Raw genomic sequence first — 24,751 nt, 5'->3', positions numbered from 1 at the left:
ATGATCAGGCGTTTCGCAAAATCGGAGGACGGCGCGACGATGGTGGACATGGCCATCGTATCGACACTGCTGTTTACCCTTGTCCTCGGCTTCGTCGATTTCGGTTACGCCCTCTATCAGTGGAACGCCGCCACCAAAGCCGTGCAACTCGGCGCACGACTGGCCTCGATTTCCGATCCGGTTGCCACCGCGCTAGCTACAGCCGCACCGACGACCACGCCGGGCGCTCCGGTCATCGCCGCGGCCTACGGACCATTCACTTGCACTTATACTGCTGGCACTGGGGCCTGCAGTAATGGCGGGACATTCAATGCCGCCAATTTCAGCCGCATCTTTCGGGGCGACACTGCAAACACCAATGACGACGCCTGTCCGATAATCACCCCTGCCCAGCAACCCAGCACGCGGCATGGAATGTGTCATTTCTTTCCTGGCTTGCGGCGCGACAATGTTGTCATCGCGTACTCCGCCACCGGCTTGGGCTACCAGACTCGGTTGGGCGGACCGGTGCCGACAATCACCGTCAGCCTTCAGAACCGGACCTTCCAGTTCTTCTTCCTGGGCGGCCTGCTAGGATTCGGAAACCTCACCATGCCCTCGATGCTCAGCACGGTCACGGGCGAAGACCTGAAGAGTATATCCCCATGAATGCCATCAACACCAAGGTTCTGCCGACCAAACGAAAGCAGGTGGCCCTATTCTCATCGGATCCGCAGTTCAAGCGCGAGGTGGCGACGCGGCTCGACGCGCTGGCCATCTACGATGTCAGGATTTCCGACACGGCCGACTTTCTCAACGGTCCGCCCGCTGAGACGCGCCCGGGCATCGTCATCCTCGACCTGGCCAACGGCGAGCTGCTCGGCGAGCCCGGCATTGTCGCGGCGCGCGCCTTGTGGGCGACCGTGCCGCTGATCGCGGTCTCCGACGAATTGACCTCTGAAAAGACGCGTATCCTGGTTCGCATGAACGCCTCGGACTGGCTGCACAAGCCGCTCGACGCCAAGGAACTGCTCAACGCGGTCACCTTCCACGACACCGGCAACCAGGGCACCAAGAGCCGAATCATCACTTTCATCAGCGCCAGCGGCGGCGCCGGCGCCACGACGCTCGCTCTGTCGGCGGCGGAATTCCTGGCGTCGAAATCCACCGAACGCGCGGCTTCGACGTGCCTCGTCGACCTCGATTTCCAGAGCGCCAATTGCGGCGCCTATCTCAACCTGTTCAACCAGTTCGACCTGGCCGGCATCATCGGCCAGCCGGAAAGGCTCGATGTCGAACTGATGGACGTCATCAAGCTCTCTCGTCCGTCCAGCCTGACCCTCTATTCATTCGAGAGGCCGCAGCTGCCGTTTGAGCCGCAGGGCGCCGATTTCGTGTTCCGGTTGCTCGACCTCGTCGCCTACCGCTTCGACGACATCATCATCGACCTGCCGAATATCGAAACCCCCTGGCAGAATTCCGTGCTTTCGACGAGCGACGAGATCTTCATCGTCTTCGAGCTCAACGTCGCCTCGCTGCGGCAAGGCAAGCGGCTCTACACGAAGATCCGCGAGCTGCGCGGCAATTCGGTGAGCATCACCCTGGTCGCCAACAAGCATAAGCGCAAATGGTTCGGCAACCACTTTTCGCGCAGCGAACTCGAGAAGATCTTCAAGGCGCCGCACATCAAGTCGGTCGGCCTGGACAATGCGCTGCTGACCGACGCGCTGAACCGGGCCATCCTGCCTTCCGAAGTGGATGGGCGGGCACGTTTCAACAAGGACCTGAAGCGGATGTTCAAAGAGCGGCTCGATGACGCTGCACGGTAGATTTCGCACCGTCCCGAGACTCGCCGGCGCCTGCATCATCGGCCTTGCCTTGGGGATGCCGGCCTGGGAATTCGCCCATGCCCGATCCGCGCTGTCGGACCGGCCGCCGCTGCCGGCAATGGGCCCCAGCCTGCGCAAGGCGGTTGCTCTCCAAACCGTGGAACGGGCCGGCACGATCATCATCCGCAAGGACGAGAAGGCGCTCTATCTGGTGACCCGGCAGGGCCAGGCGCTGCGCTACCAGATCAGCGTCGGACGCGACGGCTTTGGCTGGACCGGCATCGTCAAGGTCGGGGCGAAAACGGAATGGCCGGAATGGCGCCCGCCCAGGGAAATGCGCGCCCGCCAGCCGGAGCTGCCGGAAATGGTGCCCGCCGGTCCCTACAATCCGCTCGGCGCCAGGGCACTCTATCTGCTGCGGGATGGGCGCGACACGCTCTACCGCATCCACGGCACCAACGATCCCAAGGGCATCGGCTTCGACGGAACATCGGGATGTTTCCGTCTTACCAACACTGATGTGATCGATCTTTTCAAGCGCGTCTCGGTCGGCGCAAAGGTGGTGGTCCAATGACGATGATCAGCGACCTGGATATGCCGGCAATCGACATTGGGCCGGCAACCCACACTGAAGAGCAAGCTCCAGCGTGGAAACCGAGCAATGCAAGGATGATCGGCGTTGTCGCCGTCGGCGCCTTACTGATCACGGCGGTGAACATAACGGCCGCGGTCTATTTCTACCGCGGCATCAACGATCTGCGCCTTGTCGAACGGCGGCTGGAACAGCTCGGATCGTTCGAGCAACGGATCGCAGCCCGGCTCGATGCGGTCAACAACGGCTTTCAAAGCCGGTTCGAAAAACTGGACAGTCAACTGCAGGGCAGCTTCAACGAAGTCAAAGGCAGCATTGCCCGGCTTGAACAGGAGCTGCCCCTGGACAGTGACGACGACATGTCGAGCATTGCGGAGCCTTCCGTGGTCACGACCAGCACCATGGCGGAAGCAGCCACCGATCTCGAAGAAGCGACCGAACCCAGTATCGTCGATGTGCCGCGCCCGCTCAAAAGGAAGATCGCCGCGGCGCCCCCTCCCCCGAACGCCTCCTACCAGCGCATAGTGCAGCCTGACGGCAAGGTCCATTACAAGAAAATCAACTAGTTCCTCTCTACAGAGGATTTGGTTCTTAGCCTGAAAGGGACTGTCGACGGTCCCTGTCGGCCGGCCTTCAGCCGCCAATCTCCAACCCAACGTCTGCGATCAGCCCAAACACCTCAACTTCGTCATCCCAGGGTCTGCGCCGCGTCGCTTCGCTCCTTGCTCCGCCCTGGGATGACGAAGTTGGCACGGCTGTGCCCCGGGGTCCTAGAGATCCCGCTGCAGAGCAATAAGCCGTACGGCGAGCGCTTCGGAACGCTGTCGCGCTTCGCTGAGAAACGTAAAATGACAGTAGGCGCAGGCTGCAGTGCCGAGACCCAGCACCAGGCTGTTCTGCCATGTGAAATCGAGCACCAGCGAGAATGGATGGCCGCTGGGCGCGGTGAACGCCGCTATCGTGCTCGCTGTTTCAGAATGGCTGCTGGAAGCGATCATCAGCCCGGCGAAGAGCAGAGCAGCGTGGTTGACAAGGAAGAACGCGGCCGACTTTCTCGTCCGGCAAGCCATCCAGCAGAGGATCGATGCGGCGATCAGGATAGCGGCATCAAGGACCATTGAACCGCTGAGATAGAGGTCGACCTGCTGCCAGAACATCGTGGCCAAAGGGCGCAACTCAAGCCAGATCCGCCACAGGGCAGGGCTGGCCGGATAGGTTCCGAGCAGGAACGTCGCTGCTCGTTCCCCTGCCAGAATGAGAAGAATGAGAGCCGGGAAGGCAAAAAGCAGTAGCGGCTTGCGCGTCATGTTCCCTCGCCAATCGACAAGCAGAATAGACTGCAAAGATTGCGCGAGGCTTAAGGAAAGCGCCGCGAACAGCATTGATCACAGGCGCAGGCGCTTGCCGCAACCGCAGCGAGCGCCCGTTTTATGTGCCATTTTTGCTACATTCCCGAAACTTATGGCCCGAATTCGGTTCTTAGCCGGCCCTAGATCAACAAACACTCACGTATTCGAAGAATCTGTCGGATAATTTGTCAAAGCTTCGGTGAGAAGGCTTGGCCATAAAAAGTACCGGGCAGAAGCGTGGGTGGGGTAGAAACGAATACGATAATCAAAGTGGCCATTGGCAAGCGCCTTGGCCTCCTGATCACATTTGCGATTTCGACGATCGAACGGGATGGCGAGGCTTATCCGATCATCCCGGGCGTGATCTGCTCTGTCGACATCAAGACCAGACGCAAGACGATCCTGAGTTCCCTTTTGAAGCCGATCAACAAGGCGCGTCAGGAGGCCATGAGTGAGCGCTAGCGCCACCTCTCCCTCCACCAATACCGATCAGCGACTCCTGCCGCTCGCCAAGGAGGATTTTGGCTTGGAATTTCGAGTTGTGGCGCGTGGCGGAACACGCCGCGGGATCCGTCTGGAGCGGGCTTTTTGGATATCGCTGAAGCAGATGGCTGAGAGCCGGAAGTGCACGATCGGCATGCTCATAGATGAGATAGCCGGAGTTCAGGCACAGAGTGGCAATCTGACATCGGCGATCCGGGTAGCCTGCATACGCGGACAGGCGAAGGAAAACGTGACGTTGAGTAAGCTCGCGTCAATAACGACAATCAACGCCATACTGGTTGCCTGCCCCTCGCCTGCATTTGCCTTGACGTCATCGAAGAAGATCCTGACTTTCAATGTTCCGTTCCAGCAATTGGTGAAGCGCCAACTGCCTTCCGGACCAAAGGACGATGCGCGGCACGACCTCAAGCTGGCGTTGGACCTCAATGTCGCCGACATTTTTGCGCGCCTCGACATCAACGGTGAAACGCCGGTCAGCAGCGGATTTGTCCTCGGCACGGGCGAACGTCGGTACCGTGGTCAATTGAACGTCGTGCGGGCGCCGGTGATCGAGCCGGAGCTGCTGATGGCGTTCGTCTTCGGCTGACCGGTTCCGGCGGTACTGAACGGTCAATCCTGGCCGAAGACGCTTCGCACTGCATTGCCTCAACCCGAGAAGCGGAGCGCATCGACGAGCAGGGCGAAAGCCGGCGACGCTTGGCGACGGCTTGGATAGTAGAGGTGATATCCCGGCCAGGGCGGTGACCACTCATCCAGCACCCGCATCAGGCGGCCGCTTTCCAGATGACGCTCCGCGACATCCTCCGGCACATAGGCGAGGCCGAAACCAGCCAGCGCCGCCTCGAGAATCTCGAGGGTGCCATTGAGGACAATCTGGCCGTCCACCCGCACCTTCAGCTCGCGACCATCGCGCTCGAAATCCCAGGCCCAAAGCCCGCCATTGATGGAAAAGCGCTGGTTGATGCAAACGTGGTCGGTCAGCTCCTGCGGCGTCGTTGGCGGCGGCCGCCTGGCGAAATACGACTTCGTCCCGACGACGGCGAAGCGGATGTCCGGTCCGACGCGCACCGCGATCATGTCTTTTGCAACACGCTCTCCCATTCGCACGCCCGCGTCGAACCGTTCGGCAGCAATATCCGTCAGTGCGTTGTCGAGGAAGACCTCGACGGTGACGTCGGGATAGTCCGGCAGGAGCTTCGCCAGCTTCGGCCAGATGACGGCGTTGAACGCGTGATCGCTTGCCGTGACGAATGGTGCCGGCGGGCTTCTCCCGCAATTCGCTCAACGCCTCGACCTCGGCCTCGATCTCCTCAAAGCGCGGGCCGATATTGCGCAGCAGCCGCTCGCCGGCCTCTGTAGGCGAAACGCTTCGGGTCGTTCTCGTCAGCAGCCGAATGCCCAGCCGCTCTTCCAGATCGCGGACCGTGTGGCTGAGCGTGGACTGCGAAATTCCGAGCTGCGCAGCGGCGCGCGTGAAGCTGCCCTCCCGCGCAACCGCCAGAAAGGCCAGAAGCATATCGAGTCGTCCGCGCTGCATTTATGGTTCCGCCCCATAAGTTTGGGCGGATTATACGGACTAATCGAGCGAACTGCACACACTCAATCGATCGCGATTGCCGAGAGCACCGCAAATTTCCCGGACGGTGGCGCGAACCCGTCTGAGCAATGACGATGAAGGAAGAACCGGCGGCAGTTCATTCGCGTCGCTGCCATTCATGGCCCCGACCGATAGGTCCTATCGGGGAGCGGGCGCTAATCAAGGCGCCTCAAGCGCCCTAAGCTTTTAGCGTCGCACACGCACCCAGCGTGTCTTCGGGCCGGGGGCCATCCATATCTTGGGCCGCGAATTTGGCGGATCATCACGAAAGCGACAATCGACATGTCTGATAGCCAAAGAACTTCGACAGCCAGTTCGGACATAACGCGCCGGGAGCTCATGCAAGCGGCTGCTGTGACTGGCGGTGCTCTTTTAGGAGAACAATTCGTGCCCGGAGCTATATCTCCGGCGCTGGCACAGGCTGCCGGCGCCGCGACGGTGCCGCTCGATGTGTCGCTGCGCATCAACGGGACGGAGCACCGGCTTTCGCTCGACCCGCGCACGACGCTGCTGGATGCGCTGCGCGAGCACCTGCATCTGACGGGCTCGAAGAAGGGCTGCGGCCTCGGCCAATGCGGCGCCTGCACGGTGTTGATGGATGGCATGCGCGTGAAGGCGTGCCTCTCGCTCGCGGCGCTCGCTCAGGGCCGCGAAATCAAAACCATCGAAGGATTGGCGCAGGGCGATGAGCTCCATCCGTTGCAGGCGTCCTTCATCGAGCGCGATGCCTTCCAGTGCGGCTATTGCACGTCGGGGCAGATCATGGCCGGCGTCGCCTGCATCAGCGAAGGCCATGCCGGGTCGCCGGAGGAGATCCGCGAATGGATGAGCGGCAATCTGTGCCGTTGCGGCGCCTACGACCATATCGTCGCGGCCATCCAGGACGCGGCTGCCGTGTCCAACTCGACGCAGGAGGGCTGAGCCATGCATCCCTTTGTGCTCGAACGTCCGCGGGATCTCTCTGCCGCACTCAGCTTCGGCGCTCAAGCCGGCCGCAATGATGCGCCGGTCGAATACATCGCCGGCGGCACCGACATGGTGCAGCTTCTGCAGGAGAATGTCCGCCGACCGGATCGGCTTGTGAGCCTCGCGGGAGTTCTCGACGACGGCATCGAGATCGGTCCGCAAGGCCTGAGGCTTGGCGCCGCCGCCACGATGGCGGAGGTGGCCGCCCATCAAGCTGTGGTCGAGCAGTTCCCTCTGATATCCCAGGCGCTGCTGAATTCGGCGAGCCCGCAGGTCCGCAACCAGGCGACCATGGGCGGCAATCTGCTTCAGCGCACACGCTGTCCCTACTTTCGCGATGTCGGCTACGAGGCATGCAACAAGCGCGTGCCTGGCTCCGGCTGCGCCGCATTGGACGGCGAGAACCGCTGGCACGCAGTGCTCGGCACGAGCGACAACTGTATCGCCGTTCACCCGTCGGACCTCGCGGTTGCCCTGGTGGCGCTCGATGCGTCGGTCGAGCTCCGAGGAGCTGGCGGTGACCGTTCCGTGCCGCTCTCCGATCTCCATCGCCTTCCCCGCGATACGCCGCACCTCGAAACCGTCCTGAAACCGGGCGAAGTGATCACCGCGATCACGGTCCCGGCCAGGGCGGCAGGACTGCGGTCTCACTATCTCAAAGTACGCGATCGCGCCTCCTTCGAGTTCGCCGTGGTCTCGGCCGCAGTCGCAATCGAGACGGACGGCGCTCGCATCCGGCAGGCCCGCGTAGCGCTCGGCGGCGTTGGAACGAAACCCTGGCGCCTGTCGAACGTCGAGACCGCTCTCGCCGGCGCCGACTTCGAGCCAGCGGTGCTCCGCCAGGCGGCGGCGCTCGCAGCAGACGGCACACGGGGTCGCGGCCACAACGGTTTCAAGATCGAACTCATGCAGCGCGCCATCGTGCGTGCGGCCGAAATCGCGGGAGCACGCGCATGACTGCTGCCTTGATCGGAAAATCCGTCAGCCGCGTCGATGGCCGCCTGAAAGTTACCGGCGCCGCGACTTATGCCGCCGAGTTTGAGGTACCCAACCTCGCCCATGCCGCCGTCGTCAGGAGCATTGTCGCGAACGGCCGCATTGCATCCATCGACACGGCGGAGGCCGAACGGGCGCCCGGCGTAATCGCGGTTGTGACGCACAGCAACACGCCCAGGCTCGCCTACCAGCGGCACAAAGGCCTCCCGGACGCAGCCGTTGGCGAGCGCCTGCATGTGCTGCAGGACGACCGAGTGACTCACCAGGGCCAGCCGATCGCGCTGGTGGTCGCCGAGACGCTTGAACAGGCGGTTTACGCGGCGGAGGTCGTGCGGGTTACCTACCGGCACGAAGCGGCGTCCACCGACATGGAAAGCGTCGATCCAGTTCTGCCTACCGGGAAACCGGCGGAGTGGGAGATACGGCGAGGCGAACCCGACAGCGCCTTCGAACAAGCGGAATTCCGGGTCGACCAGACCTATGTGATCCCGCGCGAGAACCACAATCCGATAGAGATGTTCGCCACCATTGCCTCATGGCAGGGCGACAGCCTGACCCTGTGGGACAAGACACAATGGGTGCACAACGTCGCCGAGGAGATCGCCGCCGTGTTCGGCATCGCTGCCGAGAACGTCCGTGTCATCTCGCCCTTCGTCGGCGGCGCGTTTGGTTCGGCGCTGCGCTGCTGGCCGCATGTCACGCTCGCCGCGCTGGGCGCCCGTGTAGCCGGACGGCCAGTCAAGCTGGTGCTGTCGCGGCGCGAAATGTATTACGGCGTCGGCTACCGTCCTCACACGGCGCAGCGGGCCGCGCTTGGCGCCTCCCGTGACGGCCAGCTCCAGGCCATCCGGCACGAGGGCCACCAGGAGACCTCGACCTACGAGGAGTTCACCGAGGCGCTGCTCAGCGCGACCCGGTTCCTGCACTCCTGCCCGAACGTCCACACGCGCCATCGCATCGCGCCGATGAACGTCCACACGCCGACCTACATGCGCGCGCCCGGTGAGGCGAGCGGCATGTATGCCCTCGAATCGGCCATGGACGAGTTGGCGGTCGCGCTGAACATGGATCCCGTCGAACTGCGGTTGCGCAACGAGCCGGACCGGGACGAATTCAAGGACCTCCCGTTCTCGAGCCGTTCGACCAGGGAATGCTACCGGGCCGCCGCCGAGCGTTTCGGGTGGGCACAAAGGAACGCCGCGCCGCGCTCCATGCGCGACGGGCGCTCGCTGATTGGCTGGGGCATGGCCAGCGCCACCTATCCGATGAACTATGCACCCGCCTCGGCCATGGCCCGGCTCTTGCCGGACGGCACTGCCGAAGTGATGAGCGCAGCGAGCGACATGGGACCCGGCACATGGACATCGATGACGCAGGTCGCGGCGGACACGCTGGGCCTGCCGATCGAGCGGGTCAAGTTCACGCTTGGCGACACCCGCCTGCCGCGCGCCCCTATCCACGGCGGTTCCATGACCATGGCGAGCGTCGGCAGTGCGGTGCAGGCGGCTTGCCGCAAGGCGCTCGACGACGCGCTGGCACGCGCCGGCGCCAACGAAATTGAAGAGGCCATGAAGCGTCTCGGCCAAGTCATCGAGGCAACCGCCGACGTCGCTCCCGGAGATGAGACGAAGCGGTTTTCCATGCACGCCTTTGGCGCCGTGTTCGTGGAGGTGGCCGTCGATCCCGATCTCGGCGAGACGCGCGTGCGGCGCATGGTCGGCGCCTATGGCGCCGGCCGCGTCGTCAACCCGAAGATCGCGCGCAGCCAGTGCATCGGCGGCATGATCGGCGGCATCGGCATGGCCCTCATGGAGCACTCGGTTGTCGACCCCCGCAACGGGCGCGTCATCAATGCCAATCTCGCCGAATACGCCGTGCCGGTGCACGCCGACGCCCCGCCTGTCATGGACGTGATATTCGTCGACGAGCACGACCCGCACGTGAACCCGCTCGGCGTGAAAGGCCTCGGCGAGATCGCGCTGGTCGGCGTCGCGCCAGCGATCGCCAATGCCATTTTCCACGCTACCGGAAAGCGCGTCCGCGAACTGCCGATCACGCCGGACAAGCTGCTCTGATCCACCTCGTCGAAAACGAAGGGGCTTGAGACATGATCATCACCCGCAGAGACGTCCTTGCCGCGACGAGTGCTTTCGCCGCCGTGGCTGCAGCAGGCCAGGTTGGCGCAGCTTCTGTCCAAGGAAGGAATGAGACAATGAAGATCACGCGAGTTGGATCACAGCCGTCCGGCCCCGGGCCGGCCGATTACTTTACCGGGACCGTGCGCATCGATCCGCTCTTCCAGGCGCCCGAGCCGGCGCGCGTCGGTGGCGCCAGCGTCACGTTCGAGCCTGGCGCCCGCACCGCCTGGCACACGCACCCACTCGGCCAGACGCTGATCGTCACGGCCGGTCTCGGCCGGGTCCAGCGCGAAGGCGCGCCAGTAGAAGAAATCCGGCCAGGTGACGTCGTCTGGATTCCGCCTGGCGTGAAGCATTGGCACGGCGCGTCTGCGACCACGGCGATGACCCATCTCGCTATCCAGGAATCGCTTGATGGCAAGCCGGTCGAATGGCTGGAGAAAGTCAGCGACGAACAATACCGCAGCTGATCGCTGGCGGCACCCGGCGTCTCGCGCCGCCTCGGCATCGAACGCGCCAGCGCCCGCGGGGGCGTCCGAGCGCGGCTCTCCCTTCTCCCCTTGTGGGAGAAGGTGGCCGCGAAGCGGCCGGATGAGGGGTGTTCCAGCTTGGCGCCGCCGCACTCCGTCCAACACCCCTCAACCGTCTTGGCGCTGCGCGCCAATCCACCTTCTCCCACAAGGGGAGAAGGAAAGATCCACGCAATGAACGCTTGACCTCAAGTTAACTTGAGCTTGTAGCATTGGCTTGCACGGATGGAAGGAGCATCGGCAATGCTGACGAATATGGAATTCCACGGTCTTCGCGTAGCGGTCACGGGTGGCACGTCCGGCCTCGGGCTGGCGCTTGTGCGGCAGCTCGCCGCGCGCGGTGCGAGCGTCGCATTCGTCGCACGCACTGCCGCAAACGTCGAGCGCATTGCTGACGAGACGGGCGCGCACGGCATTGTCGGCGACCTCGGCAAGAAGCACGACATCTACCCGATCGCGTTGCAGGTCACCGCCAGCCTCGGCGGGCTCGACGTCCTTATCAACAATGCATCGAGCCTCGGGCCGGTGCCTCTTGCGCTGCTCGCCGACACCGAGTGCGAGGATCTGGAAAAAGCGCTTGCGGTCAATCTCGTCGGCGCGTTTCGCCTGACCAAAGGGCTGTTCGGTGCGCTTGCCACGTCGGCGCGCGAGGGCCGTGGCGCGCTGGTGATCAACATCTCCAGCGACGCGGCGATGAACGCCTATCCTGGCTGGGGCGCGTATGGCGCGAGCAAGGCCGCTCTTGCCCATCTGACGGCGATCTGGGACGAGGAGGCGAAAGACGATGGCATAAGGTTCCTCGCGCTCGACCCCGGCGATATGGACACCCCGCTGCACGCGCTGGCGCTTCCTGATGCCGATCCGGCCACCTTGAAGCACCCCGATCTGGCAGCTGCCGAGATCATTGAAAAACTGCTTGACGCGTTGCCGGCTGGCGCAGCGCCACGCGCCGTGGCACGTGGATGATTGCCGCCGACCATCCGGATCGGCGCTCCGCCAGGCTGTTGGTCGTCATGGCGGACGGCGCGATGACCGACCTGCCGCGCGCTGACCTCGCGAAGCTGTTCGAGCCCGACGACCTGGTCGTCGCCAATGACGCCGCGACCTTGCCTGCCAGCTTGCACGGCACGCATGTCCCCAGCAGTGAAGCGATCGAGATCCGCCTGGCGGGCTGGCTGTCACTTGCCGATCCAACGCGTTTCGTGGCGATTGCCTTCGGCGCGGGCGATCACCGCACGCGCACCGAAGATCGGCTGCCTGCGCCTCCACTGTCAGCGGGCAATCGCCTCCGGCTCGGCCCGCTTGAAGCCGTTGTGGAGCGCCTTCTCAACCATCCCCGCCTTCTCGAGCTGCGCTTCTTGGGCAACCGCGCAGCTGTGCTTGCAGGACTGGCGCAGCACGGCCGGCCGATCCAATACGCGCATGTTCCCGAGCCGTTGGCACTTTGGGATGTTTGGACGAAGATTGCCGCCCGGCCGATCGCGTTCGAGGCGCCATCGGCAGGCTTTGCGCTCGACTGGCGCACGCTTCAAAGCTGGCGGCGGCACGAAATCGGCTTCGCAACGCTCACGCATGCCACGGGCATTTCCTCCACCGGGGATCACGCGCTCGACTCGCGACTTCCCTTCGACGAGCCATACCGCATCCCCGAGCACACCGCGGCGCAGGTCGCGCGGGCGAAGCTGCGCGGCAGCCGCATCATCGCGGTCGGCACAAGCGTCGTGCGCGCGCTTGAGGCGGCCGCCAATCCCGATGGCAGCTTGCGTGCAGGAAGTGGCATTGCGACGGGCCGCGTCGCGCGGGGCACGCCGCTTCGCGTCGTCGATGCGATTCTCACAGGCGTCCACCAGCCGGGCGAAAGCCATTTCGAGCTCCTGCGCGCCTTTGCCGACGATGCTCTGCTCGCCAACGCCTCCGCAGCCTTCGCCGCGCACCGATACCGCGCGCATGAATTCGGCGATTCCATGCTGCTCAATCGGCAACTGCTGAATCGATTGCACGAACCGAACCGTGCGCGAGACGCAGCCTCTCCTCTATAGGCGATCCGAGATCTTGGTTTTCCAGGGCTTCCGGAAAACAATGTTTTGACGAATCGGGGTCAGGAGTCCGAATCTCTTCGGGCGCGCCAATCGGATGTACATTCCAAAATCGTGTCGCGACGTTCAGTTCTGACCCAACGGCGACTTTTGTCTGGACCGCCGGTAGGTCTCGTCAGGGTGAAAACCGGAGTTCGACGCGAACCCAACAGAGAGCTGCTGCTCACGGCTGCTCTACGCGCTCAGTCCTCGGACAAGCCGGCCAGAGAACTGTCCTTCCAGAAGCGACGCGGGATCAAGGGACGTCGCCTAGCCGGACGTGACGCGCAGGAGGGGGGCATCTTTGCAACCACGACGATCACTCCGGCACGCCGGAGATGCCCAGCGCCTCGACGTAACTCTCGGCGAACACCTTGTCTCGCCACGGGTTGATCTGTCTCTGCAGGGTGAGCGTGTAGGTCGGGAACGCCTCCATCAGCCGCCGCGCCGCCGCCTGCGCCTCATCCAGCCGGTTGAGTTTGACCAGCGCCATGATCACCACCCGGTGCGAGGAGCCGTAGTTCGGCATCTCGTGCAGCGCGCGCTCTCCCCATGCCAACGCTTCTTCGTAGCGCTCGAGCATCAGGTAGCTCATCCCGATGCCGGAGAGCGCGATGCCCTTCTCGGGGTCGACCGGGCTCAGCCGCATTGCCCTGGGAAAATGCTCGATCGCGACGAGCGGGCGGCTGGAATGTGCGTTCACCCAGCCACTGCCCGTATGGCCTTGCGCCGAATTGGGGTTGAGTAGCAGGGATCGTTCGATCGTGCCCAGCGCCATCTCGTAGTCCTTCGCGCTGTAGGCGATCACCTGCGCGGCGAAGCGTAGGCTCGTGGGGTCGTCGCGCGCTTCAGCCAATACCTCGCGCGCCATGCGCGCGGCGACTCGGATATCGTCGGGCTCGTGCCAGCACTGGCTCACGGATATGCTGCGGATATAGGCGCCGAGTGCCTTCGCCAAGTTGAAGCTAGGGTCGATGCTGAGCGCCTCGTTGGTGAGCCGGCGCACGTCGGCAAAGCCTTCGCGCGTCATGCTGTAGAAGAGCGGCAGCGCGCGAAGGTAGAGGTCGTAGGCGCTGATGTAGTCGGTCGGCTTCATGCGCGCCTGCTTGATCTCCTCCAGCCGGATGCTCGGCTCGACGGCGCCGACGACGCTCTCGGTCACCTTGTCCTGCAGGTCGAAGATGTCGCTCACGTCGCCCTCGAAGCGGCCGGCCCAGACATGGTGTCCGCTGATCGCGTCCACCAACTGCCCACTGATGCGCACCCGCGATCCTGCTCTGCGGATGCTGCCTTCGAGCACGTAGCGGACGCCCAGCTCGCGCCCGACCTGGCGCAGGTCCACCGCCCGGCCCTTGTAGGTGAAGGACGAGTTGCGGGCGATCACGAAGAAGGAGTTCACCCGGCTCAATCCCATGATGATGTCCTCCACCAGCCCGTCCGCGAAGTATTCCTGGTCGGGGTCGCCGCTCATGTTGGTGAAAGGCAGAACCGCGATCGAGGGTTTCTCGGGCAGGGGAGGCAGTGCAGCCACCGAGGCGCTGGCGTCGGTCTCGACGCGGTAGGCGCGCACAGGCCGCTCGATGTTCTTGAGGCGCAGGTCGCCGAGCGGCGTGAAGCCGCAGTCGAGCTTGCCCTGAAGGTGGTCGTAGGCGGTGCCCGAGACGACCACGGTGCCGGGATCGGCGATGCTTTCGAGGCGGGCGGCGATGTTGACCCCGTCGCCGTAGAGGTCGCCGTCCTCCTCGCAGACCACGTCGCCGAGATTGACGCCGATGCGGAAGCGAAACCGCTCTTCCTCGGGCGTCTCCGCCTCGTGTTCTGCCAGGGTCTGCTGGATCGCCATCGCCGAGGTCACCGCGTAAACGACGCTCGCGAACTCGCACAGCATGCCGTCGCCGGTGAGCTTGACGATCCGACCCTGGTGCTCGGAGACCAGCGGTTCGAGGAGGTCCTTGCGGTAGATCTTCAGCCGCTCGAGCGTGCCGCGCTCGTCGCGCTCCGTCAGGCGCGAATAGCCGACCACGTCGCAAGCCAGGATCGCTGCGAGGCGGCGCTGCGTGGTCATTGCACCGCTCAGCCAAGCGCCTGCACGCGGGCCGCCCCGCGTCCATGTCCTGCCAACTTCCGGACGCCCTATGTGCATGGTATCCATCTCTCCCAGTCGCCGCCCGTCGCCGATACAGAACGGAGAACGCAGCTGACCTTGCCTTCACGAGACTTCGCTATCCCGCTTGCGAGGCGTGGAGCGTTCCAGTCGCCGCGCTAACAGCCAACCGACGACACGCCCACGCAGCCTCTGGGACGCTGACCACTCCCAGAAGGCCGGAGATATTTCCTGCTCTGTGTAACCGGTTGACGCCACCGTTGCGGTGCTTTGTCACCGCGATGTAACAGCGAGATGCCCTACGAACGCCCGCATCACACCAGACGTTCGCGCTTGGAGGTGCTGAGGTCGGCAAGTGGCGCAAAGCCGCCCCTCCGCTCCGAGAAGTGATCCTAGAAATCTATGGGCGCAGCAACGACATAGCGGTGCCCAGTTTCATCCTCTCCGACGCGCCATTTGCAGCCGATAGTCGGTGACCGCAAACGGCAGCACATTTTTTTGTTTCTGGCAGATCAGCGGCGATCGGCGGATGGGAAAGCGCCAGCACATTTCCATGGCTGTCATAATCCTGTTCCGCCGTCGCAACGCCTGGTGATGTCTGATGGATCCACCCTTTGCTCAACTCACCCGCAAGGCGAGCTTGCCGACGTAGTGGGTGGCAAGCGCTCGGTGCGCATCGACAACCCTGTCGAACGGGAATGTACGGGCGACATGGACGTCGAACGGGCCAGAGTCGATCAGGCGGTTAAGCTTGTCGGTCGCGTCCTTGCTGCGGGCGCCGTTGTAGCGAATGAGCTCCACGCCGCGCCGGACAGTTGGATCGGGCATCGCGCCGTGCGGGCAGGCGACCCGACCGCCGTCGCGCACTGACGTCAGCGCGCGGTTGGCCGCCTCACCGCTTACTGTGACAAGGGCAGCGCCGAGGCCGCCGGCGGCGAATTCACGAGCGGCCGCCACCACGTCGTCCTTGCGCCCGTTGACGATGGCGTCGGCACCCAGCCGCTGCGATAGCGCCACGCCGTCATCGCCCGAAGCCACCGCCAATACGCGGGCGCCCAATCGTTTTGCGAGTTGGATGGCCATGTGCCCGATACCGCCGCTGGCGCCGAAGATCATCATTGTATCGCCCTGCTTTAGGCCGCTCTCTTCCAGGCCGCTGAGCGCGGTCAACGCATCCCAGCCCATGACGCCCGCTTGCTCGATCGTGAGCTTGGCGGGGATGAGCGAAACGTTGTCCGCATCCGTCACTGCGTAGGTGGCATAGGTTCCACCATTGGGAAGCGGCATGGATGCAGCGTACACCCGGTCGCCTTCCTTGAAGCGGCTAACCTGGCTGCCAACGGCGACGACTGCGCCCGCGCAGTCCCAGCCGAGCACATAGGGGAATGTCGACGGCATTCCGAAAGCCCCGTCGTAGAGACCCTCACGCTCGAGCGCGTCCCACGAGGCCACGCCCGCCACTTCGACCCGGATTAGGACATCGCTCGGCCCGACCTCGGGCACTGGCACGGCTCGCACAGTAACCAACTCGGCTCCACCGAACCGGTCGATGGCGGCGGCCTGCATTGTATCCGGTTTTGCATTCGTCATGCTTTTTCTCCTGGGAACCTGTTGGTCATGAAACGGCCACCGCTTCCAGCGGTCGTCAATCGAGCCTCGCCGACGTGATTTGCTGTTTTGCGCCGGCGAAGCAGGAGTTCGCTTTTTGTAGGCGTTCCATGATTGGTTGATGATGAAGGCTTGGATCGCCTCCTGGCTCTTCTGCTGTCCTGTCCCGGACGGTCGTGGGATATCCCGCTCCAGGCAGCGCACGGGCGAGTTCCGATCCCATACGTCCAGTGTCCAGGGCACCGATTGCAGGCATCATTCCGACATCCATATTTTGATTGGCGCAACGCTCGGCTCGCTTGTCGTTCCGAGGAAGAGCTATGATTTGGGAAGCGCGACACCAATACGCACGGATGCGTAAGTGGTTACCTGCCGGTAAGGAGGGCAAGGTGAACAAACCCACCGAGAATGGTTTTGCAACCGCGATAAAGATGGTCTCCGGCAAATGGAAGCTGGACATCATCTGCGAACTCGGCGCGACACCACGCAGGTTCGGCCGGCTGCGGCAGTCAATTCCGGCGATCAGCGAAAAGATGCTGACGCAGCAGCTGCGAGAACTCGAGGCAGACGGGCTTGTGAACCGAAAAGTCCATCCGGGTTCTCCGGCGAAGGCCGTCTATTCGTTGACGGAAAGCGGATCGACGCTCTGTGCCGGGGCAGAGGGCTTATGCCGCTGGGGTGAACAGTTCCATTGCTCGGGTAAGCCGGAGTGACCTTCCCCTTGACCAATGACCGGTTGGGTCCGATTTTGGCTGTTCAGCCGGGGCGGCAAGGGCAGTTTATGAAGCGCAAGGCGGACCGCTCCGAGCGGTGATCTCAGAAAAGGCGCAACAACAATATATGAGTTCCCAGTTTCATCCTGTCCGGCGAACTTCTTTGGGCTGGACTGCGGTGCACGCTCTGCATGCCCAGCCGTTGAGTTTCACCTCGATTTGGCTTTGCGTTGCGCCATCTAGCCAAAAATGGAGGCAGCCATGCGTATGAAGTTCCTACTGGTGACATCAGCGACGATGATGGCGACAGTCGTTGCCCACGCGGACAGTCAGTCCTCGAACACAAGCTCGAATAGCTCGTCGAACAACGGCGTTGTGCGTGAGCGGATTGTCGAGACCTACTGTGAAGACGACTATTGTGAGACCTACGTCAAGCGCAGGGTTTACCAGGAGGACCGATCCTCCCGTCGTTACCAGGACTATGATCGTCGCCGCTATCGCGACCGCTACACGGATGATGACGACGACGACTAGGGGAAAAAGGCCGCCCCGCTGACGCACGCGAACGCTCGATTTTGGGACCGGATCGGCGGCCCAGCTTCTCCCACCGTTCCGAAATGCTTTTGGCGCACCAGGGGCGAGGATGACGGTTATCGGCTTCGCGACCTTGCGGCGACGAGGATCATCGTCGCCAGAAGGGCTTGGCGATCTCTGCCTCGACCTGCCGTCTCGTCAGACCGATGTCGTCGATCAAATGGGGATTGTCCTTCGCCATTTGCTCAAGTTCCCAGCGAAAGCGTTTCCGGTCGTCCCACGCCGCGATAATGCTTCTCAGGGTCGCCAGGCTGTGTTGCCGACGCAATATTCCCGCCGGCTCCACCGGCGTTCCCCCTGCCTGATGCGGGGCCGATGCAAGAGTATCGTTCATAGCAACCTCCAAGGTATGAGGTCTAGGGACCTTCGACCTGAAAGAGGCTGAATTCTGCAGGATACGAACAGCGTCGTAATTAAGCTCTGCCAAATAGTTCTCAAAACTTCCAAACGGGCTAAAGATACGCCGCATGCAGGGATCGCGCTTTGCCTTTGGTCCGTTCGTGCTTGATTCCGGTGCGGGAACGCTGCTTCGCAACGATGTCCCCGTTGCCTTAGGCTACCGCGGGCTAAAGCTGCTTGCGGCGCTCGTTGGACGAGCCGGCGAGATCCTCGAGAAGGCCGAGTTGATGGACGCGGCGTGGCCGGGCACGGCCGTCGAGGAAGGCAACCTCACCGTGCAGATCGCGCTGCTGCGAAAGCTGCTTGGCCCGGCCGCCGATGCCGGTAATGGGGGCGGCGAATGGATCGCCACGGTCCCGCGCGTCGGCTACCGCTTCACGGGGGCCGTCGAACAGCTCGGCGCGAAGCGAAAACCTTTGCCGCTGCCCGGCAAGCCATCGATAGCGGTGCTGCCCTTTGTCAATGTCAGCAACGATCCCGAGCAGGAATCCTTCGCGGATGGCTTGACCGAAGACCTGATTACCGACCTGTCTAGGATCTCCGGGCTGTTCGTCATCGCACGCAACTCGGCCTTCGCCTACAAAGGCAAGGCGATGGACGTGCGCGATATCGCGCAGGATCTCGGCGTGCGCTACCTGCTGGAGGGGAGCGCACGACGTGCTGCGGGGCGCGTGCGCATCAACGCCCAATTGGTCGACGCAGTGAGTGGCGACCATTTGTGGGCAGAACGCTTCGATCGCAGCCTGGAAGACATTTTTGCCGTTCAGGACGAGGTCACCGGCAAGATCGTCGAGGCGTTGCTCGGCAGGCTGCGCGCACCGCCGCCGCGCAACCGGCCCAAAAGTCTTGAGGCCTACGATCTCTGCGTGCGGGCGCGCAAGCTGATGGATGACACGCCGCAGACGGCGCGCGAAGCGCATCTGATGCTTACCCGCGCGGTTTCGCTCGATCCGGAATATGCCGAGGCCTATCGCTGGCTTGCCATGAACCACTGGATGGGATGGGTGCATTCCGGCGGACCAACCGAAACGTCCCGTAGCGTTGCGTTGGAACTGGCGCGCAAAGCCGTGGCGATCGATCCGAACGATGCCGGCTGCCGCTGGGTTCTGGCTTACCTGCTTGCCTATGAGCGCAGCTTCGCCGAGGCGGATGCGGAATTCGCCAGGGCGATCGAGCTCGATCCGAACGAGGCCGATGCCTGGGCGGCATTGTCCGACATCGCGGTCCTGGCCGGACGGGTCAAGGAAGGCCTTGAGCACATTCGCAAGGCGTTCCGGTTGAACCCGTTTCCGGCAAGTTGGTACTATCTGACGCTTGGCCAGGCGCAATATGCGGCCGGCCAATACGAAGCGGCTGTCGAAACACTGCGCAGGGACGAGACTTATCGTACAAGCTCGCGCCGCTTCCTGGCGGCAAGCCTTGCCCAACTGGGCCAAGTCGACGAGGCGCGCGCAGAGGCCGAACTGTTCCTCGTCGGCAACCCGCATTTCACCACCCGGCACTGGGCCGCGACGGAGCCATTCCGCGACGCTGTGACGCTCGAGCATTTCGTCGATGGCTTCCGCAAGGCCGGTCTTCCGGAGTGACGTGCCGGCCTCCCAAACGCTTTCGCACCGTTCGTGCGACTATTCCTCAAAGCGACTCGTGGCGTCACGATCGCGCTCGTACCGCCCCGTGAGCGGAAACGGCGGCAACCAGGACTCGCGACGGATTATCCAGCTTTCGTAGGTTGGCATCAGTTGGTCAGGGGCATCCAGTGATCCCAGGTTCACTTCGATTTCGTCTGCGGTGCGTCCGAAAATTGTCGAGCCGCAGCGGGGGCAGAAAAACCGCCCGGCGTAGTCGCGCGTCTCGCCTTCGATCGTCACCGCATCCTGGGGGAACACCGCCGAAGCGTTAAAAAGGGCGCCATGGTGCTTGCGGCAGTCGAGACAATGACAGATGCCGACCCGGTATGGGAGCCCCGACGCCACAATCCGGACGCTGCCGCACAGGCAACTGCCAGTGAATCGGTCCATGCTGCGTCTCCTCCAAAATCAAGCGGTCGCAATGGCTACAACGAACGGCACCGTCATTGCAATTGCCCCGTGCGGGGCCGTCTGCGGGACGCATCGACTTCCGCAGTGGGCGATAGCTGGCTCGCTTGCTGCAGCCGCAGCCAGCTGGAAAGTTCGGACGAAGCGGCCCTTTCGCTCTTGACAATTACACTCGTCAACGCGCATTGACAGGAATGATTGTCAATGTGAGGGCTGCATGCTCGATATCGAAGTCATAGATCGGCCGAGCGCGGCCGCCGCCGCGTTGGAGCCCGTTCGGAGTCAACTCCTTTCAGAACTGCGGGAGCCGGCCTCGGCCGCTACCCTCGCCACACGCCTCGGCCTCAAGCGGCAGAAGATCAATTACCACCTGCATGCTCTGGAGGAGCACGGGCTTGTCCAGGTTGCAGACACGCGGAAGTGGGGTGGCCTGACCGAGCGGCTGATGGTGGCGAGCGCCACAAGCTATGTCGTCTCGACGAGCGCGCTGGGTCCGGTCGGCGCCGATCCGAACCGCACCCCGGACCGCCTGTCGGCAAGCTACCTCATCGCACTCGGCGCTCGGCTGGTGCGGGAGATTGGCGCTCTCCAGCGCGCCGCCACCGATGCCGGCAAGCGCCTGGCGACCTTGGCGATCGACACCGAAATCCGCTTCCGCTCCGCCGCCGACCGCGCCTCGTTCACGCGTGAATTGACTGAGGCCATCACCACGCTGGCGGCACGCTATCACGACGAAACCGCGCCGCAGGGACGGTCGCACCGCCTTGTCGTGACGGCGCACCCCTCACCAGCCAATCCGCAAGCAAAGGAGGGTCAATGCCAATAAGAAGAGATGCTGCCGGCAATCGCTCGGTCGAGGCGCAAGTGGACGTCCCCGGTAGCGGAAACGCAATTGTCAATTTCATCCACGCGGGCGGCGCCGAGAAGCTTTCCGAGCTATGATCGCCCGCTGTGGTGCTTCTGCGCAGTCTGCTCCACTCCTGCAAGCAGATCGAAGAGCCATGCCACGCCCGCATCCATCATCGCGACCTTGGGAGCGACGGCGTTGAGCCGGAAGCCGGGCAACGGCAACGGGGCATCGAGGCTCAGCACGCCGAAACGCGCCGCATGCATGGCAACGAACCGCCGCGGCAGGGCCGAGATGAGGTCGGTCTCGGCGATGACGGCAAGCGCGAACATGAAGTTCGGAACCGTCAACGCAACCCGTCGCGCCCGGTCTTGCTTGGCCAGTTGTTCATCGACGAAGCCGTAAGGATCGCCGCTGTCCGAGACGACCAGATGCTGCATGCTGCAGTATCGCTCCAGGCTCGGATCACGCGCGAACGGATGTCCAGGGCGCATGGCAATGACAAAGTCCTCTTCGTAGATGCAGCGCTTTTCGAAGCGAGGCGGGATGTCGTCGGACGGAATGATCGCGATATCGATGGCGTGCGCCTCGAGATCGACAATCGCGCTCCGCCAGACGCGGGCTGGCGAGGGCAAGATCTGACGCACGCCGACGTCGATGTGTGGCGCAATCCGGCTGAGTTCGGCGAGGAGCGGGCGCAGGATCACGGCTGAGACACCGTCCGGTGCGCCGATTGCGAACCGGCGCATGGCCGTGGCGGGATCGAAGGGCGCGGCAGTCGCCATCACGCTGCGCACGCGCGCCAGAACGTCGGCGATCGACGCGGCCAGTTCCGTTGCACGAGCCGTCGGCACCACGCCCTTGGGCGTTCTCAGGAACAGCGGATCGTTGAGGAGCCGGCGCAGCCGGCCGAGTCCGTGACTGACTGCCGATGGCGTCAGGTTAAGCCGGTCCGCCGCCCGGCCCACGTGGCCCTCTCCGAGCACGGCCTCGAAGAGGACGAGGAGATTGAGATCGGTGCGCGAAAGATCAATTTCATTCAGCATAATCCTGAAATCATATCATTGGCTTCAGCAAGATCAACATGCAATTCTGCCGGCTGAGCGGTGCATCGCTCGGACGAACGCGAATGGCGGCTCGAGCACCGTCACGCGGACCCGCTCGTCCCGGGTGTCAGCCTGGAGCAGGCGGCCGCGCTGGAGCTACAGCGGACCCAAAGAGATGGCACCGCCCATTACAAGGCCTGTTGCGCCGGCGGCTCTTTCGCCACTGCGGCTTCCTCCTGGCTGAGGGCGCCCGGCCGGAGCTTGAACAGGATCAGCAGCGGCCCGGCGACGAAGATGGAGGAATAGGTCCCGGCGAGGATGCCGAAGATCATTGCGACCGTGAAGGACTGGATCACCTCGCCGCCCCAGATCGAAAGCGCCGCCAGCGCAAACAGCGTGGTCACGCCGGTCAGGACCGTTCGCGCCAGCGTCTGGTTCATCGACAGGTCGAGCAGCTCGGCAATCGGCATCCTTTTATAGCGGCGCAGATTCTCGCGGACCCGGTCATAGACAACAACCGTATCGTTGATGGAATAGCCGACAATAGTCAGGATCGCGGCAATCGAGGTCAAATTGAACTCTATGCCGGCGACGACGTAGAAGCCGACCATCAGGATCACGTCGTGGAACGTCGAAATGATGGCGCCGAGCCCGAACTGCCACTCGAACCTGATCCAGATGTAGACGAGCATCGCCAGCAGCGAGGCGAGCACGCCCATTGTGCCGTTGAACGCGAGTTCGGAGGACACTGTCGGACCGACAACCTCGATGCGGCGGAACTCGTAGTCGGTTTCGAGCGCGCTTCTTACCTTCTCGACGGCGGACTGTTCGGCAACGTCGCCGCCCCCCTGTGTGCCAATGCGGATCAGCACATCCCGGGCCGAGCCGAACTCCTGCACCTGCACCTCGCCCAGTTCGAGACCCGTCAGCCGCTCACGGATGTCGCCGATGTCGGCCTGCTGGCCCTTTGCCTGCACCTCGATGCTCGAACCACCGCGGAAGTCGATGCCGTAGTTCATGCCGACAGTGAAGAACAGCACCGCCGAAGCGATCGACAACAGCACGGACAGCGTGAAGGCGTATTTTCTGAAGGCCATGAACGGCACGCGCGTGTCGTCGGGCACCAGCCGCATGACACCGGCGGGCATGGTTTTCGGCCGCTGCCGGCGAAGCCAGAACGCGACCAGCCAACGCGTCAGCGTGAACGCCGTGAACACGGTGGTGACGATACCGATGGCGAGGGTGACGGCAAACCCCTTGATCGGCCCCGAGCCGAGGAAGAACAGGATGACGGCGGCGATCAGCGTCGTCACGTTGGCGTCGACCACAGTCGCCAGCGCCTGTTTAAACCCGGAATCCATCGACTGCACGATCGAGCGCCCTTGGCGGTTCTCTTCGCGGACGCGCTCGAAGATGATGACGTTGGAATCGACCGCCATGCCCATCGTCAGCACGATGCCGGCGATGCCAGGCAGCGTCAGCGTCGCCCCGAGCACGGACAGGACGGCGATGATCAGTGCGACATTCGCGAGGAGCGCGATATTCGCGATCAACCCCAGTCGCCCATAGGCGAACAGCATGAAGCCGACGACGAGGACCCCGGCGATGATTGCCGCGAACTGGCCCGCCTCGATCGAATCGCTGCCGAGGCTCGGACCGACGGTGCGCTCCTCGACGATGGTGAGGTCGGCAGGCAGTGCACCGGCGCGCAGCAGGACCGCAAGATCGTTCGCGCTCTCCACCGTGAAACTGCCGGATATCTGCCCGGTGCCGCCCAGGATCGGTTCGCGGATCTGCGGCGCGGAGATCACCTCGTTGTCGAGGATGATCGCGAACAGGCGCCCGACATTGGCCTGGGTAGCCTGACCGAAGCGGGTGGCGCCGCGGCTGTCGAAGCGAAACGAGACCACCGGCTCGTTGGTGCGCTGGTCGAAGGTTGCCTGCGCATCGACAAGGTTTTCGCCGGAAACGATGATCCGGTTCTCGATCAGATGCGGAACCCGCGGTTCTTCCGTCGAATACATCACCGTCGAGCCCGCCGGCGGGCGGCCGGAGATCGCCTCCTCGACCGGGATCGACTGGTCGACCATCTGGAAGGTCAGCTTAGCCGTCTGTCCGAGGATATCCTTCAGCCGCTGCGGATCCTGCAGGCCCGGCACCTGGACCATGATGCGGTCCGATCCTTGGCGCTGGATGATCGGCTCGGTCGTGCCGAGTTCGTTGACGCGCCGGCTCACCACCTCGATCGATTGGGTCAGCGCCGCGGCGATCCGGTAGTCGATCCCGGCTTCGGTCAGCGTGAAGCGCAGCAGGCCCGGTTCCGGCTCGGTCATCTCCATCTCGGTCACCGAGCCGCTCATGAACATGCCCGTCGAGATCGGCTGCGCCAACCTTTCGAGCGCGCTCTTCGCCGCTTCGATCTGGCCTTGGTCGCGAATGCGGACCTGGATGGAATTGGCGGTGCCGGCAAGCCCGGTATAGCCGATCTGGGCATCGCGCAGCGATGTGCGGACCTCGTCGCGTGCCGCTTCGAGACGTTCGTTGGCAAGGTCCTGCCGATCGATCTGGAGCAGGATGTGCGAGCCGCCCTGAAGGTCGAGCCCCAGCGTCAGCTGCTGCTTGGGCAGCCAATTCGGCAGCGATGCCAGAGTGGAGGCGGGAACCAGATTGGGAGCTGCGTAAAGAATACCGGCCAGGACCGTCAGCCAGATGAGAATGGTCTTCCAGCGCGAAAAATGCAGCATGTTCTTGTCCGTTCAGCCCATATCGGGCGCAAACCGCCTCCGACAAGAGCTTTGGCGTTCCGATCGGCGAGCAACTCGACGAACGGAACGCGATGTGAAGTTTTG

24 protein-coding genes and 2 pseudogenes are annotated in these 24,751 nt (G+C 63.4%); 17 read left to right on the top strand and 9 right to left on the bottom strand.

Features of this window, described 5'->3' with window-relative positions; all coding sequences use genetic code 11:
* From AC0L3D_RS03910 to AC0L3D_RS03895, 4 genes are read left to right on the top strand one after another with little or no spacing between them, the layout of a single operon-like run.
* A complete protein-coding gene (locus tag AC0L3D_RS03910; protein WP_473531340.1) occupies positions 1-648 on the top strand; it encodes a TadE/TadG family type IV pilus assembly protein in 648 nt (215 codons plus the stop codon).
* Positions 645-1,808 carry a CpaE/TadZ family protein gene (locus AC0L3D_RS03905; protein WP_473626863.1) on the top strand — a complete coding sequence of 388 codons (1,164 nt, stop codon included), beginning with the start codon at positions 645-647 and terminating at the stop codon, positions 1,806-1,808. The genes AC0L3D_RS03910 and AC0L3D_RS03905 overlap by 4 nt, the downstream gene beginning before the upstream one ends.
* A complete protein-coding gene (locus AC0L3D_RS03900; protein WP_473531342.1) occupies positions 1,792-2,382 on the top strand; it encodes a L,D-transpeptidase in 591 nt (196 codons plus the stop codon). The genes AC0L3D_RS03905 and AC0L3D_RS03900 overlap by 17 nt, the downstream gene beginning before the upstream one ends.
* On the top strand, positions 2,379-2,966 hold the full coding sequence (locus AC0L3D_RS03895; RefSeq protein ID WP_473626865.1) for a hypothetical protein: 588 nt from the start codon (positions 2,379-2,381) through the stop codon (positions 2,964-2,966). The genes AC0L3D_RS03900 and AC0L3D_RS03895 overlap by 4 nt, the downstream gene beginning before the upstream one ends.
* A 204-nt stretch (positions 2,967-3,170) precedes the next feature.
* On the opposite strand, the gene AC0L3D_RS03890 is transcribed toward AC0L3D_RS03895, so the two are convergent.
* Positions 3,171-3,782 carry a hypothetical protein gene (locus AC0L3D_RS03890; RefSeq protein WP_473531344.1) on the bottom strand — a complete coding sequence of 204 codons (612 nt, stop codon included), beginning with the start codon at positions 3,780-3,782 and terminating at the stop codon, positions 3,171-3,173.
* Between the two features lie 282 nt (positions 3,783-4,064).
* On the opposite strand from AC0L3D_RS03890, the pseudogene AC0L3D_RS03885 reads away from it, so the two are divergent.
* Together AC0L3D_RS03885 and AC0L3D_RS03880 are read left to right on the top strand one after the other, a co-directional pair.
* Positions 4,065-4,211, top strand: a pseudogene (locus AC0L3D_RS03885) (HlyD family type I secretion periplasmic adaptor subunit); the annotation flags it as partial.
* Positions 4,201-4,839, top strand: a complete 639-nt coding sequence (locus tag AC0L3D_RS03880) for a ribbon-helix-helix domain-containing protein (protein ID WP_473643188.1) — start codon at positions 4,201-4,203, stop codon at positions 4,837-4,839. The pseudogene AC0L3D_RS03885 and the gene AC0L3D_RS03880, both read left to right, overlap by 11 nt.
* 59 nt (positions 4,840-4,898) lie before the next feature.
* Here the strand turns inward: AC0L3D_RS03880 and AC0L3D_RS03875 are convergent.
* A pseudogene (locus AC0L3D_RS03875) lies at positions 4,899-5,790 on the bottom strand (LysR family transcriptional regulator).
* Positions 5,791-6,132: 342 nt separating this feature from the next.
* Here AC0L3D_RS03875 and AC0L3D_RS03870 point away from each other — a divergent pair.
* The 6 genes from AC0L3D_RS03870 to AC0L3D_RS03845 all read left to right on the top strand — a co-directional run bounded on the left by AC0L3D_RS03870 (position 6,133) and on the right by AC0L3D_RS03845 (position 12,519).
* Positions 6,133-6,771, top strand: coding sequence for a (2Fe-2S)-binding protein (locus tag AC0L3D_RS03870; RefSeq protein ID WP_023796970.1), 639 nt, complete (start codon positions 6,133-6,135; stop codon positions 6,769-6,771).
* A gap of 3 nt (positions 6,772-6,774) precedes the next feature.
* On the top strand, positions 6,775-7,773 hold the full coding sequence (locus AC0L3D_RS03865; RefSeq protein ID WP_473643186.1) for an FAD binding domain-containing protein: 999 nt from the start codon (positions 6,775-6,777) through the stop codon (positions 7,771-7,773).
* Complete coding sequence (locus AC0L3D_RS03860) at positions 7,770-9,887, top strand: xanthine dehydrogenase family protein molybdopterin-binding subunit (RefSeq protein WP_473626870.1); 2,118 nt, start codon at positions 7,770-7,772, stop codon at positions 9,885-9,887. Before AC0L3D_RS03865 ends, AC0L3D_RS03860 begins: the two co-directional genes overlap by 4 nt.
* A 137-nt stretch (positions 9,888-10,024) precedes the next feature.
* Entirely contained in the window at positions 10,025-10,420 is a 396-nt protein-coding gene (locus AC0L3D_RS03855; RefSeq protein WP_473626871.1) for a (R)-mandelonitrile lyase, read from the top strand.
* A 303-nt stretch (positions 10,421-10,723) separates the two neighbouring features.
* Positions 10,724-11,446 carry an SDR family NAD(P)-dependent oxidoreductase gene (locus AC0L3D_RS03850; protein ID WP_473626872.1) on the top strand — a complete coding sequence of 241 codons (723 nt, stop codon included), beginning with the start codon at positions 10,724-10,726 and terminating at the stop codon, positions 11,444-11,446.
* Positions 11,443-12,519 carry an S-adenosylmethionine:tRNA ribosyltransferase-isomerase gene (locus tag AC0L3D_RS03845; RefSeq protein WP_473643184.1) on the top strand — a complete coding sequence of 359 codons (1,077 nt, stop codon included), beginning with the start codon at positions 11,443-11,445 and terminating at the stop codon, positions 12,517-12,519. The genes AC0L3D_RS03850 and AC0L3D_RS03845 overlap by 4 nt, the downstream gene beginning before the upstream one ends.
* 355 nt (positions 12,520-12,874) lie before the next feature.
* Here AC0L3D_RS03845 and AC0L3D_RS03840 read toward each other — a convergent pair whose 3' ends face one another.
* The 3 genes from AC0L3D_RS03840 to AC0L3D_RS03830 form a co-directional block, all read right to left on the bottom strand.
* Positions 12,875-14,620 carry an adenylate/guanylate cyclase domain-containing protein gene (locus AC0L3D_RS03840; protein WP_473643182.1) on the bottom strand — a complete coding sequence of 582 codons (1,746 nt, stop codon included), beginning with the start codon at positions 14,618-14,620 and terminating at the stop codon, positions 12,875-12,877.
* Between the two features lie 474 nt (positions 14,621-15,094).
* Positions 15,095-15,223 (bottom strand): hypothetical protein, encoded by a 129-nt coding sequence (locus tag AC0L3D_RS03835; protein WP_023796963.1) that lies wholly within the window; start codon positions 15,221-15,223, stop codon positions 15,095-15,097.
* Positions 15,224-15,277: 54 nt separating this feature from the next.
* The gene (locus AC0L3D_RS03830; protein WP_473643180.1) at positions 15,278-16,249 is read right to left on the bottom strand and encodes a quinone oxidoreductase family protein; all 972 of its coding nucleotides are present in this window, start codon (positions 16,247-16,249) and stop codon (positions 15,278-15,280) included.
* Positions 16,250-16,587: 338 nt separating this feature from the next.
* On the opposite strand from AC0L3D_RS03830, the gene AC0L3D_RS03825 reads away from it, so the two are divergent.
* Together AC0L3D_RS03825 and AC0L3D_RS03820 are read left to right on the top strand one after the other, a co-directional pair.
* Positions 16,588-16,980 (top strand): winged helix-turn-helix transcriptional regulator, encoded by a 393-nt coding sequence (locus AC0L3D_RS03825; RefSeq protein ID WP_245277572.1) that lies wholly within the window; start codon positions 16,588-16,590, stop codon positions 16,978-16,980.
* Positions 16,981-17,247: 267 nt separating this feature from the next.
* Positions 17,248-17,514 (top strand): hypothetical protein, encoded by a 267-nt coding sequence (locus tag AC0L3D_RS03820; RefSeq protein WP_245277571.1) that lies wholly within the window; start codon positions 17,248-17,250, stop codon positions 17,512-17,514.
* A 148-nt stretch (positions 17,515-17,662) separates the two neighbouring features.
* Here the strand turns inward: AC0L3D_RS03820 and AC0L3D_RS03815 are convergent, their stop codons facing one another.
* A complete protein-coding gene (locus tag AC0L3D_RS03815; protein WP_287171490.1) occupies positions 17,663-17,908 on the bottom strand; it encodes a DUF1127 domain-containing protein in 246 nt (81 codons plus the stop codon).
* A 133-nt stretch (positions 17,909-18,041) separates the two neighbouring features.
* Between AC0L3D_RS03815 and AC0L3D_RS03810 the strand changes: the two genes are divergently transcribed.
* Positions 18,042-19,559 carry a winged helix-turn-helix domain-containing tetratricopeptide repeat protein gene (locus tag AC0L3D_RS03810; RefSeq protein WP_023796959.1) on the top strand — a complete coding sequence of 506 codons (1,518 nt, stop codon included), beginning with the start codon at positions 18,042-18,044 and terminating at the stop codon, positions 19,557-19,559.
* A gap of 39 nt (positions 19,560-19,598) precedes the next feature.
* On the opposite strand, the gene AC0L3D_RS03805 is transcribed toward AC0L3D_RS03810, so the two are convergent.
* Positions 19,599-19,991, bottom strand: coding sequence for a GFA family protein (locus AC0L3D_RS03805; RefSeq protein WP_023796958.1), 393 nt, complete (start codon positions 19,989-19,991; stop codon positions 19,599-19,601).
* 235 nt (positions 19,992-20,226) lie between these two features.
* On the opposite strand from AC0L3D_RS03805, the gene AC0L3D_RS03800 reads away from it, so the two are divergent.
* The gene (locus tag AC0L3D_RS03800; protein WP_473531357.1) at positions 20,227-20,835 is read left to right on the top strand and encodes an ArsR/SmtB family transcription factor; all 609 of its coding nucleotides are present in this window, start codon (positions 20,227-20,229) and stop codon (positions 20,833-20,835) included.
* Positions 20,826-20,951: a hypothetical protein gene (locus AC0L3D_RS03795; protein WP_473531358.1), complete on the top strand. Its 126-nt coding sequence runs from the start codon at positions 20,826-20,828 to the stop codon at positions 20,949-20,951. Before AC0L3D_RS03800 ends, AC0L3D_RS03795 begins: the two co-directional genes overlap by 10 nt.
* On the opposite strand, the gene AC0L3D_RS03790 is transcribed toward AC0L3D_RS03795, so the two are convergent.
* Positions 20,946-21,902: a LysR family transcriptional regulator gene (locus AC0L3D_RS03790; RefSeq protein WP_473626880.1), complete on the bottom strand. Its 957-nt coding sequence runs from the start codon at positions 21,900-21,902 to the stop codon at positions 20,946-20,948. The genes AC0L3D_RS03795 and AC0L3D_RS03790 overlap by 6 nt on opposite strands.
* Positions 21,903-22,090: 188 nt before the next feature.
* Positions 22,091-24,646: a protein translocase subunit SecDF gene (secDF, locus tag AC0L3D_RS03785; protein WP_473626881.1), complete on the bottom strand. Its 2,556-nt coding sequence runs from the start codon at positions 24,644-24,646 to the stop codon at positions 22,091-22,093.
* Between the last annotated feature and the right edge of the window lie 105 nt (positions 24,647-24,751).

The sequence above is a fragment of the Mesorhizobium sp. WSM4837 genome, assembly GCF_055811435.1.
The sequence above is the reverse complement of the archived record's forward strand: the minus strand, read 5'-3'. Positions and strand labels throughout refer to the sequence as shown.